Origin of the sequence: uncultured Veillonella sp. (assembly GCF_963534045.1) — a bacterium.
Taxonomy (GTDB): domain Bacteria; phylum Bacillota; class Negativicutes; order Veillonellales; family Veillonellaceae; genus Veillonella.
The window spans coordinates 30471-42979 of sequence record NZ_CAUSQT010000011.1 but is presented as its reverse complement, the minus strand read 5'-3'; the positions used below and the strand labels follow the sequence as shown (position 1 = coordinate 42979).

Annotated in this window: 14 protein-coding genes; all 14 read right to left on the bottom strand. The window is 37.6% G+C overall.

Annotated features, from left to right (window positions below):
- Positions 1–67: 67 nt before the first annotated feature.
- Positions 68–1267, bottom strand: a complete 1200-nt coding sequence (locus tag RYP29_RS03540) for a secretion protein (RefSeq protein ID WP_311531843.1) — start codon at positions 1265–1267, stop codon at positions 68–70.
- Complete coding sequence (locus tag RYP29_RS03535) at positions 1243–1890, bottom strand: hypothetical protein (RefSeq protein ID WP_009660862.1); 648 nt, start codon at positions 1888–1890, stop codon at positions 1243–1245. Before RYP29_RS03535 ends, RYP29_RS03540 begins: the two co-directional genes overlap by 25 nt.
- A gap of 146 nt (positions 1891–2036) precedes the next feature.
- Positions 2037–3026, bottom strand: coding sequence for a UDP-glucose 4-epimerase GalE (gene galE, locus RYP29_RS03530; RefSeq protein ID WP_009660880.1), 990 nt, complete (start codon positions 3024–3026; stop codon positions 2037–2039).
- A 21-nt stretch (positions 3027–3047) separates the two neighbouring features.
- Complete coding sequence (locus tag RYP29_RS03525; protein WP_311531840.1) at positions 3048–4475, bottom strand: glucose-6-phosphate isomerase; 1428 nt, start codon at positions 4473–4475, stop codon at positions 3048–3050.
- 12 nt (positions 4476–4487) lie between these two features.
- Positions 4488–4766: a DUF1294 domain-containing protein gene (locus RYP29_RS03520; protein ID WP_038141168.1), complete on the bottom strand. Its 279-nt coding sequence runs from the start codon at positions 4764–4766 to the stop codon at positions 4488–4490.
- An 11-nt stretch (positions 4767–4777) separates the two neighbouring features.
- Positions 4778–5695: an NAD-dependent epimerase/dehydratase family protein gene (locus RYP29_RS03515; protein ID WP_311531838.1), complete on the bottom strand. Its 918-nt coding sequence runs from the start codon at positions 5693–5695 to the stop codon at positions 4778–4780.
- Between the two features lie 17 nt (positions 5696–5712).
- Positions 5713–6375, bottom strand: a complete 663-nt coding sequence (locus tag RYP29_RS03510) for a ribonuclease H family protein (RefSeq protein ID WP_311531837.1) — start codon at positions 6373–6375, stop codon at positions 5713–5715.
- A gap of 8 nt (positions 6376–6383) precedes the next feature.
- Positions 6384–6875: a Cys-tRNA(Pro) deacylase gene (ybaK, locus tag RYP29_RS03505; RefSeq protein ID WP_311531835.1), complete on the bottom strand. Its 492-nt coding sequence runs from the start codon at positions 6873–6875 to the stop codon at positions 6384–6386.
- A gap of 11 nt (positions 6876–6886) precedes the next feature.
- Positions 6887–7885, bottom strand: a complete 999-nt coding sequence (locus tag RYP29_RS03500) for a nucleoid-associated protein (protein ID WP_311531834.1) — start codon at positions 7883–7885, stop codon at positions 6887–6889.
- 24 nt (positions 7886–7909) lie between these two features.
- Positions 7910–9199 (bottom strand): AMP-binding protein, encoded by a 1290-nt coding sequence (locus tag RYP29_RS03495; RefSeq protein WP_311531833.1) that lies wholly within the window; start codon positions 9197–9199, stop codon positions 7910–7912.
- A 14-nt stretch (positions 9200–9213) separates the two neighbouring features.
- Complete coding sequence (locus RYP29_RS03490) at positions 9214–10320, bottom strand: thiolase family protein (RefSeq protein ID WP_311531832.1); 1107 nt, start codon at positions 10318–10320, stop codon at positions 9214–9216.
- A 58-nt stretch (positions 10321–10378) separates the two neighbouring features.
- Complete coding sequence (locus RYP29_RS03485; RefSeq protein ID WP_005376891.1) at positions 10379–10891, bottom strand: biotin transporter BioY; 513 nt, start codon at positions 10889–10891, stop codon at positions 10379–10381.
- 24 nt (positions 10892–10915) lie between these two features.
- Positions 10916–11458 carry a hypothetical protein gene (locus tag RYP29_RS03480; RefSeq protein WP_311531830.1) on the bottom strand — a complete coding sequence of 181 codons (543 nt, stop codon included), beginning with the start codon at positions 11456–11458 and terminating at the stop codon, positions 10916–10918.
- A 182-nt stretch (positions 11459–11640) separates the two neighbouring features.
- Positions 11641–12501, bottom strand: coding sequence for a UTP--glucose-1-phosphate uridylyltransferase GalU (gene galU, locus RYP29_RS03475; RefSeq protein ID WP_311531828.1), 861 nt, complete (start codon positions 12499–12501; stop codon positions 11641–11643).
- Positions 12502–12509 lie beyond the last annotated feature (8 nt).

Sequence of the window (12509 nt, the reverse complement as noted above, 5' to 3'; positions counted from 1 at the left end):
GATTTTCCTAGGCCGATCATTCGAATGCGTTCCATTCAATACCTCCTTTATCATTTCGTAACTATTATTATACCACAGTCGCTTTCACCAAAATGACCATTTCCACGCTATCCTTTGTCTTCCGGCTATGCCTAAATAATTTACCTAATAAAGGGATATCACCGAGTATCGGGATTTTCTCAATCTGTTTTTGATCCCGATTATCCATTAAGCCACCGATAACCAATACTTCTCCTGGTTGTAGACGCACTCTAGTCTGTGCTTGTCGAGTAGTTATTTTATAAGATTTCATCTCAGATACCATAATAGGTGAACTCACCTCTGCTCGTATAGACGTATCAATCATACCATTTTTCGTCACTATCGGTGTATAGTCAAGTTTAATACCGACCTCTTCGTAATGAATGGATCTTTTTCTTTCACCATTAGAAATTGACTCTTCGATTACAGGAATTCGTTCACCTATCAAAATATGTGCGGCTTCACCATTTAAGGCCATAATGGAAGGGGTTGCAATAACAACTGCCTTTCCCGATGTTTCTAAAAGGCTAAGCTCAGGTTTAACAAAAAATTTATAAGCTTCTCCATCTGGAGCTTTTCCAAAAGAAATAGCACCATAGGAATTTGTCTTGTCATTACCATGTCCGGTTAAACTCAACCAGGACCATCTAAATCCCGTCTCCTTCGTATAGGAATGCTCCATAGCCATAATAGTAGCTTCCAAGCGCACTTGTTTCATATCTCTATCTACAGATTGAATGATAGAGTTTACCCCTTTTTCCTCGTCTCCTGTTACATTTAATACAATCTGATTCGTTTCCTTATGCACAGAGAATTTTCCATTAGGTACTACTGTTTTTATGACAGATTCTAGCGATGTCGATGATGCCATCTTTGGTTCTACTACCACTACATGACGATGCTCCTTAGCACTAGAATGCCCTATAACGGTTACCACGCCCTGATCATCCTGTATATCAAAATGATACATATCCCCTAAATGATGTAGCATGTCTAATGGTGACTTACCGTGTATCGTTCCTGTCACAGTTCCGTTCAATGTGTTAATACCAAGTATATCCATTTTATAACTACGACTGATGGCCTCTACCACATCGGACAAAGGCGCCTTGCTAACCGTCATACTATATGTATTTTGACCTGACTCAGATTGTTGTACATGTATCGATTCTTTCGCCCATACACAAGGATTTTCTATTACACCTAAGAATAAAACTATAATCATGATTCGCCAATAGATACACATCGTACATTGCCTCCTTCATCAAGGGTTACACCATTTTCATCTACATTAATTACCTTTACACCATGCCAAGAATCACCTTCCATAACAACAGTAGATTCTGTGCCACTGCTTAAAATTACAGCCCATTGAGGGCCATGTATTACACCATTAACATGAATTGTTTTCTGCTTATTATGTTTTGTTGTAACTGTTTCTGCACTAGAACTGCTATCTTGGTCTACTATCTTCTTACTATGTCTCCGTTTACCTGGTTTTACCTTTGATGAATCATCTTTATTATCTAAGTTCTGCTGACCTTCACCGCTATGTTCTTCATCCATCATATGTATTGAAGATACATTACTTTTGTCTAATGATTCGCCTAATACCTCATGCCAAGGAAGAGCTCGCAAGTTATTACTCGTACTGTATAACAATGTTATTTCATGAGATTTATCTTCTGATTTCGACATTACCGTTGAATCAGGCTCCATCTGGACATAATCAGCCTCAGGTGTATAAAATATGCCCCAACCAATTGCTATTCCACCTAATACAAACAATACACCTAGACTCTTCTTGTATCGTTTACATTGAGTCACATAAGGATACAATTTTTCTCGTAAACGTTCCTGTATGTTCATTCATCAGGACTCCTTTCACATAGTAGAATTAAAATATCTATCTAGTATCAGTATGCAACACAAATATACATAAAAATAGGACACTAATAGTCACCCCCGTGACTATTAGTGTCCTTGACAAATTATAAAATATCAGTTATAAAATTTTATTTATCATCATAACCCATTGGATGAGATTGATGCCAACGCCATGCATCCCCTATGATGTGTGATAATTCACTATGTTGTGGATTCCAGCCTAGAACATTCTTAATGCAATCCGAAGATGCAATTAATGTACTTGGGTCCCCTGCGCGACGTTCACCATACTCGACAGGAATATCAATTTCAGTTACCTTTTTAGCCGTTTCTATAATATCTTTTACAGAAAAACCATTACCACTGCCTAAGTTAAAAGCTCTTGATTCACCACCATTAATCAAGTAGTTCATAGCCAATACATGGGCAGATGCTAAATCAGTAACATGAATATAATCACGAATACATGTACCATCAGCAGTATCATAATCAGTTCCAAAAACAGTAATATGCGGTCTCTTTTTTAAAGCAGCCTCTAATACTAATGGAATTAAATGAGTTTCTGGAGAATGATCTTCACCAATATCGCCACTTTCATCTGCACCAGCCGCATTAAAATAACGTAATGCTACATATGTAGAACCATAAATAGAGCTATAGTCATGAAGCATTTCTTCAATCATCAACTTGGTGCGACCATAAACATTAGTTGGCTGTAATTTAGCTGTTTCTACAATAGGTACTACCTCAGGTTCACCGTAAACTGCGGCTGTACTTGAAAATACAAAATGTTGTACACTCGCCTGTCTTGCTGATTCTATAAGGCGATAAGATCCTACAACATTGTTCTCATAGTAAATAGAAGGGTTTATCATAGATTCCCCTACTTGAGAGTGTGCAGCAAAATGCATAATACCCTTTATATTATTATCTTTCATGACGTTCACGAGTTTTGAATCTGCAATATCTAACTCTATGACCTTAACCCCTTTAGGAATAGAACTACGATGACCACGCGAAAAATTGTCAACTACAATAGGTGTAAACCCAGCCTGGATTAATGCTCTAACCGTATGACTACCTATATAACCAGCACCACCTGTTACTAAGATATTCATATACTTACTCCCCCTTAATAACTACAACTTTTTCATGGCTTGAAGTTTTGGACCAATCAAGCGTTTATAAACTTCAACACCAGGTTGATCAAAGGCATCAACACCGGCTAAAATCGATTCAAAATACACAGCCCAACAATGCATGAACATGATTTCCCCTAAATGGAATGCATTTAATGTTGGTACAGATATGGTCATATTAAAACGATTATCTATCGATAGTGCCTCACGATTCGCATCGAGTGCACTATTTAATATATCGCTAATAGGAATATCCCCTATGGCATCCAGTTTATCATATTCACTATATAAATTAGGAACAACTAGTGATGTATTCCAGTCTCGTACCTTAATAAATTGAACTACCTTATTGAGTCGCCCTTCTTGATGTTCTTGCACTTGAGCATGCATATCCATTGTACCAACAGCAGGAACAGGTGTACGACCATAAGGAAGACAGGTATTACTCATTTTACCTAATGATTCGGATAGGAGTTGTACATACCAATCAGATAGTGAATGTAGAGACTCACCATAGGGCATGAATACCTCGATAATACGTCCATATCGCTCAGACGCAATATATTTCAATAATGCACTAAATAGTGCAGGATTTTTATAAACATCCTCTTCTTGGCAAGCCATATCCATCGATGCAGCACCAGCCAAGAAGCCTTCGATATCAAAGCCCACAAGAGCAGCTGTAACAAATCCGACCTCAGTAAAAACGGAGAATCGGCCGCCTACTCCATAGGGAACGGAGAATGTTCTCCATTGATGCTTGATAGCCATATCATGAAGAATGGTAGGATGCGCCTCATCATTTGTTTCTGTAACAACAGTAACTTCATAATTAATATGATTATCTTCAAGCGCTTTTTGAAGAATCATAAAATTAGCCATCGGTTCAATGGTAGAGCCAGATTTTGATGTAACTACAAGCATGACCTTATAGTCACTACCCTTTTCATCAGCCTGAGATACTAATGTTTTAATAAGCCCTTCCAAATACGGTCCATCCACATTAAAACCGGCAAAGTAAAATCTTGGATAGCCATTTCGTTCTTCATCAGTATAGTTATTCCAGAATGAACCACATTGCACATCAAATAGAACCTTACTACCTAAGTAGGATCCACCAATGCCAATGGATACAACTGTATCGATATGTTGACGAGCATACTCACCTAAATCATGTAAACGAGCCATCATATCCGGTGTATTGATACCGTTTTCCGATATATATGGCAACTGATAAAACAAAATTGGTTCTGGTTGACCATCTTTAGAAAGGTGGCCTTCTTCATAACCTGTGGATCGCAAAATATTAGTATGACGCCATACATTTTGAATGGCCCGTTCAAAATTTTGTATGTCCCTTGCCTGTATGCAGCTTTCATTATAGATATTGTTATAATCTAGCTCAAATCCAGAATCTAACTGTAACATCAAGTATCTCCTTTATGCACCAATCCAACCATAGCCATAACCGATACCAAATACGGACCAAAGAATAGCGATGGGAATCAATAACTTAAATTTCAATTTTGCTGTTTTATGATGACATAGTACCATGCCTAATAATGCACCTATCCCTGCAAAGGCAAATGCTAAAAATAGCAATGTAAATTCAGAAATCCGCTCATACCCCTTTATAGCGGAAAACTTATCATATCCATATATACAAAAGACAATAAAATTCCATACGGCCATGGTAATCAGAAAATACGTTTCACTCATAATACTATATTTTATTTCCCCTTAAAATATGAGAGGGTATCACCCAATCCACGTTCCAACCCAACAGTGGCTTCAAATCCAAAATCCTTTTTAGCTTTTTCATTACATAAACGAGAATGGCGAATATCGCCAACTCGTTCTGGTTCATAATTAGTTACAATTTGTTTTCCACTGATAGATGTAAAATAAGATACCAGTTCATTTACAGATGTACTCGTATTAGTAGAAATATTATAAATGCCTGTTAAATCAGGATGATTCATGGCTTTAATATTAGCTTCAACAACATCGGCCACATATACAAAGTCACGTGTTTGCTCACCATCCCCAAATATGGTAAGCGGTTTATCTTCATTAACGAGACGGTTAAAAATACTAATTACACCGCCTTCGCCACCATCACCTTGACGTGGCCCATATACATTGGCATATCTAAAGCACACTGTTTTTAATCCAAAAGCTTGTTCATAAATACGTAAATACCCTTCAGCTGTCAATTTAGTAAGGCCATAAAATGATGTTGGTTTACCAGACATCTCTTCTGTTAAAGGTAATGTATCGAGATCACCATACACTGCAGCAGAGGACGGCATTAGAAAATGTTCTACCTTATGCTTTCTAGCTGCTTCGAGCATATTGATTAATCCTATTAGATTCACATCACAATCCATCTTAGGATTTTCCATAGATGCTGGTACCATCGTTTGTGCCGCTTCATGAAATACTACCTGAGGTTTAAAATCTGCAAAAATAGAGTCTATGTTAGAATCTCTTACATCTACCTCAGCGAATGTAGCCTCTGGATTGACAAACTCCCGTACCCCTGTGGAAAGATTATCTATTACTAATACTGTATGACCTAATGCTATGAGTCGATCTACTAAATGGGACCCTATAAATCCGGCGCCCCCCGTTACACAAACACGCATTGTTTTCCCCTTTTATATTATTTACCTTTAGCTGCCCCTGCCTTCGCGAGTTGGTCAGCCATTTCATTATATGTATCACCTGTATGAGCATTTACCTTGTGAAAGCATACTTTCACATGTGGAAATATACCTTCACAAAATGTTGCATATTCGTTGGTTAATACATTATTTCGTTTCCACTTCTTCGTGGCCCACCTTTCTATCCCCATATAATCATAATATAAGGAACACTTTGGAATTCCATGAGTCAAAGCATACTGCATAACATGCATAGCGGCTAGTAACTCACCAGACACATTCCAAAACTCTGTATATTTCGCATCCTGTGTGCCGAACGAAAATGTTTCTTTATTACCGTTTAGAAACATTATACCTCCGGAACCTACGGATTGGTTATATTTATCATAACTACCATCGATATAAGCAATTAAATGATTGAATTCTGAAAAATCAGGAGCTATAGATTTTTTTGCATCAGTTATTTTTGATGTCTTTGATGCTGCAAGATAGTCTCCGATGCTCATCCCTTCATCACCTATAAAAGCCTGAGCTTCTGCTTTTGTAGGAAACGATTTATAGATAGCACCACCAAAACCTTTTACCTGTTTTTCACAATCGCTCCAAGTTTCATAAATACCTGGCGTACGGCCTGCCTTTACAGCATAAAATTTCTTCGCCATACAACCTCCTAATGTTTCATGGTAAGCGGTACAAATTCGGCATTTACCACAGATTGCAAATCTTGTGGATTCACATGCATCTGCATACCCCGTAACCCTGCACTAACGTATACAGCCTCTTGAGCTTGCATGGTTTCATCAAAATATGTAGAAAATTGCTTTTTCATTCCTACTGGGGAGCAACCACCACGCAAATAACCTGTTATACCTAATAAATCCTTTACGTGAATTAACTCTACCGATTTATTACCACTTACACGTGCAGCTTGCTTCATATCTAATTCTTCAGCTACAGGAATACAAAATACTACATATCCAGTTTTATCACCCTTGCCCACTAAAGTTTTAAATACTTCTTTTTCATCAAGACCTAGTTCATCAGCTACATGAACACCTTGACCTCGTTCTTCAGACCATTCATATTCGCCAATCGTATATGCTATGTGATGAGTATCTAATATGCGTAATGCATTTGTCTTTTTATGCTTTTCTTTACTCATACAAGAGCCTCCTATTTATTAACAATTTTATTTATATTCTTTAATTCTATGCGTAACGTACCATCATCATTTGTTTTGATTTCGATGAATTCACGATTTTTCATATATTCTACAGGAAAGGAAATTTCTATACCTGTATCGGTTTTAATCTTATGATGCTCCCCAACCTTCGTAGCAAATTCGCGATTCACAGGTAAAGGCCGCATCATATCTTGCTCTGCTAATTCTTTCTTGGCCGCCTCTTGTTGTATAGGATTAGATTTGAATACCTCTTCTACAATACGAACAGGATTAACCGTATCAGATACCTCTGCATTTTTAGCAATCATAGATTTTGCCATCGTCAGCTCTACTACACCATCTGACTCATGAGCTTGAGCCACCTTATCTACGATGGCCTTTACCTTTTTAACCGTATCTCTAGAGGATTGATCCGTTCCGAGTTGCAATACCTTATCAGCTAAAATATAACAAACTTCGCCATCATATTCCCCTTTAGGTTCAAAGATGCGAACTGACAAATCCATAGTATTTATTGCCACAAAAGCTCGTAATTTTTGTGTCGGCATAGGCAATACAGCCTTATGTGGCACAAGCTCTGTTGATAACGAACCATCATCTTCGCTAAATAACTGATGTGTAAAGGCATCATGAGCTTGGCATAAGAGCATACAAATATAACTCGTATCAGTGACTACATCACACACGATAGTATCAATGACAACCCCAACTGTTGCTTGTTTCATATAGTCAAAGGTTTTCTCCCCTAACTCTTTAGATAACGTGATAAAGGAGATTTCTCCACCTTTATATTCGCCGATTCGTTTTCCCATAGGGCTATGTGCATGTAATGTTCCTGTTCTCGCACCAGGGTCTTTAAAGGCCTTCGTTACATGCCCCGCAATATAGTCATGTATATCTTGTTCACCTATTTTTAATTCATGTTCAGAATAGACCGCTAAAGATGATGTAAAATCAAAAATCTCTAGGGCTGCTTTATTAATTTGCATGATAACTCCTAAAGGATAAAAATATTACTCTTTATTATACCATTCTTTTAGCAATTCTTTGTCTATTTTTGAACAATCTGTTAATGGTATTGCATCAATATATCGAAAATATTTTGGTTGATTCTCATGAGGAATCGATTGTCGTACATCACACTCTACCTCTTCTGATGTAACACCCGTAGCCGGTACGATAAAGGCGACAACCTCTTCTCCACGCAATGAATCAGGTACCCCAATAACAGCAACATCCTCTACTGTTGGTAATACTTGTAACTGCGATTCTAAATCTAATACAGCAACCTTATAGCCACTGCGATTAATAATATCCCCATTACGGCCATCAAATATTAGATAATTCCCAGACCAGTGCCCCTTGTCACCCACTGTTACCATTCCATCAAGTCCACATATACCGAACTGTGTAGACACATAGATATACTCATCTTGTACCTCGACTGTAACGCCTGGAAACGGCCGTCCTACGGTGCCAGGATACGTATGCCATTCTTCACCAGTACAATAGCTAATATAGTTTAACTCTGATGCACCATAGTACAGAATAAATTCCATCGAAGGATAGAGCATGTGTAAAGAATGTAACAATTCTCTATCTACAACTTGTGAACCGGCGATAATATATCGTACACAAGAAGATACACTATGATTCCAACGTAATAGTAAACGCAGTTTTGTAGGCAAAATATAAATATGAGTGCAACGATGATATTGAATCAATGATTGCCATCTCTTCGGTTGCATTTTATCACTCGTAACTATCTGTCCACCTGCCCATAATACAGCTAATATCATATTCGTATTGCCTGTAAAGCTAAAACTGCCATGTACAAATATACGCGTCGTATGATCGATATGAAAGATATCATTTTGTACATCAAAATAATCAGCCCACGATTTTTCAGTTCGCCACAAAGGTTTTGGCATACCTGTTGTACCAGATGTAAGAACGCCAAACTGTGCTTCTAATGGAATTTCTATAGAACCGAGTAAACTCATTAATTCACTACGGTAGTTACTATCCATGTGCGGGTGGGAAACAATGGGAATATATCCGTTATATAAGGCGGCTAGCCACAATATCAATTGTTCATATACAGACTCTGTATCTATAAAAATAATATGACGTTTACCATTTATAATTGATGTAATACAGTTGTCATTCTCTATCCCTTGTACTCTTTCAATAACAGCATCATATAGATTCCTATACGTATAGTGAACCCCATCTATAATAATGGCAGTATCCAAGTTCTGCTTATGACCATGGTTAAATATGGCCTGTAATATCATATTCATCGTAAGATCCTTATCTACATACGCTCAATAATCATAGCTGTTCCCGTACCGCCAGCTCCAGCAATGGCACATAGTCCATAGTGACCATTGCAGTACTCTAGAGCTGCCATGCAATGTATCAAAAGCATAGCGCCAGAACAGCCATACGGATGCCCATAGGCTAGTGCACCACCAAGCATATTATATCTATCAACAAGGTCTGGATATTCTCGTCCAAATAAAGCAGAGATAACAGCGAACGCTTCATTCCATTCAAATACATCAATTGCTGTTGGTGAAAGATCAGTCACATCTAATATTGTTTTTGTACTTAACAAAGCACCTTCAGGACTATATAGAGGGTCTCCTGCCCAAGGCATGGCATGCACAATCCTAAATGGTCCTTCTTGATTACTCAATGTAACAAAGGCTGCACCATCATGAGTAAGGCATGCATTTCCAGCGGTTGTGATAGAATTAGGCCACAATAAGGGCTTCATACGATTTAACAGCTTTTCATTCATAGATGGGCGTATCGATTCATCAATACAGTGCTTTCCATCTATTTCAATGTCCAGTATATATGGTGAAAGTATTCCTTGTTCTAAAGCATATTGTGCACATCGATGGCTCCTAATAATGTAAGGATTTAACTCCTCTACACCTACACAATGTTTTATCATGGTACGTTCAGCCCCTTCTAACATTGCTAAAGGCGATATTTCCTTCGGTGCAAATTGTGCCACCATATAATCACCACAGCGATCATCATGGTCGGCATATGTCCTTAGCGGTTGTAAAGATGAGCTTTCAATACCACCAGCAATGACTGTATCCATCATTCCTGATGCAATATGAGCATAGGCCATCTCAACGCTCATCATACCTGATGCACATTGCATGTCTACTGTAACTGCTGGTATCGTATTAGGTAAATGACTATAAAGTCCCATCAATCTTGCTATATTCCCACCAGTACCAACTGCATTGCCACAAAAAATGGCATCCAACGAAGATGCTTTTACTGAGTCAAATAGCTGATTTAATACCTTGGCGCCAAGTAATTCAGGGCGCATTGATTTATATTGTCCATTTACGACACCAATGGGTGTGCGTAATCCATTATGAATAAAAACAGGCATAACATTACTCCATATAAATAAGGAGGTGTACTATCAACACCTCCTACACATATCATAATTATATTTTAATTTTTGTCGCTAACCAAGAGGCAACTAAACATTTAACAATGTCTCCTGGAATATATGGAAGCATCACAATAGGTAGAGATGCCCAGAATGGAGTACCTGTAACAATCATAAATCCAGCTACACCAAAAATATATACGACCGGAATAGTAATAACTATTGAACGCCAGCTATACGATAAAAAGCTTTTTGATTTACCTTTACAAATACTTAATAATGTATACGCTACGGGCCAAGAGAAAATAAAACCGCCAGTAGGTCCGAGTAACTTACCCAATCCAGATGTACCGCCTACAAAGACTGGCAATCCTACGGTTCCAAGTAATACATATACGATAAATACAATTAATGTATCCTTAGGGGACAGTAATAAACCTGTCAAAGTAGCAACTAATGTTAATGCTGTCACCATAGCAGGGCTAAATGGCAATGGAAATGAAATCCATGCTGATACACACAAAAGAGCTGTTAATAAAGCCATTTTTGTTAAACGTCTTGCTTCCATAATATACCTCATTCACATAAAATCTTAATTCGTTCTATGCTCATCATGGAGACGAGCCTTAAAAAGAATCATATCATCTAACGCGCCAACTAAGACATTACCTTCACGTTGGCTTTCAACAGAAACACAATCATTAGCAAGCATAGGAGATAAAAAACGAATAGACATGCCTACCTTTGCATTACTATTTATCATATGCGTCCAAAGATACTCAAGTATAAGTAACCCTGGCACAATATAAGGGTCCTCACGATGTATACGATTACGATCATTTACATCCTCTACAAATTGTATAATTTCATCCTTTGTAAATGTAATACTTTTAAGTGAATCATCAACTTTAGGAGTCTCACGAATTTGTAAAGGTCTTGTTAGTTGTAATAAATTAACCCATAACGTACCACTCGTATTGGACATACAAACGGATATATGATTGCCTTTGTACTCTACATCATGAAACACAGTTGCATCTGTGCCTTGCGTATCAAAATAAGCCTTCGTAATGACGCAATTAGTAGGTAAATTTAACGTTTCTTCATCCGTTAAAAGAGCTAATAGATTTCGCATATTACTCCTTATAATTTAACCAGTATAATAATAGTTTTATTTATACCATTACTATTAAATTATAATCAACGGAAACACTATAGTCAACCTAGTGCTATATATGAGTTAACAACAAAAGCCACCATTGATACTCAATGGTGGCTTCGATTTTATATTTAGGTGGAAAGAATATATAAGCTATTTTATAACTTCAATCCTTTTAAATATTCCTTAAATGCTGAACCTAATTCCTCATTGCGAAGCGCATATTCTACAGTAGCTTTCAAATAGCCTAATTTATCGCCTGTATCATAGCGAATACCTTCATAAGCTAATGCATAGGTATCCGTTTTTGATGCGGCTAACGCATCTGTTAATTGCACTTCATTACTTACACCTGGTTTTGTATTTTCTAGTATATCAAAAATATCAGGCGTTAAAATATAGCGTCCGAGAACAGCTAAATTGGAAGGTGCTTTATCAACGCTTGGTTTTTCTACTAAACCATGAACGCGATACAAGTTATCGGCTAACGCTTCTCCGGACACAATACCATAGGAGCTCACCTTTTCTTTCGGTACAAATTGAGCGCCCAATATGATGCCTGGATGTTCTTCATAACAATCCATCAACTGTTGTAAGCATGGTTTTTCCGGATTATAAACAATGTCATCACCCAATAGTACAGCAAATGGCTCATCACCAATAAAGGCTTTAGCACATAATACAGCATCACCTAAACCACGAGGTGCTTTTTGACGAATAAAATGAATTTTTATATCCGCCAAATCCTTTACCATGGCTAATTGTTTATTTTTACCTTGTCTTTGCAATAGTTCTTCTAATTCAACACTACTGTCAAAGTGATCCTCTATAGCACGTTTACTACGTCCTGTTATGATAAGAATTTCCTCAATACCAGAGTCAAGTGCTTCTTTTACAATATATTGAATCGCCGGTGTATCGACGATAGGCAACATTTCCTTTGGTTGTGCTTTCGTAGCTGGCAAAAAACGTGTACCAAATCCAGCTGCTGGAATGACAGCCTTACGAATAGACTTCATATGTAAAC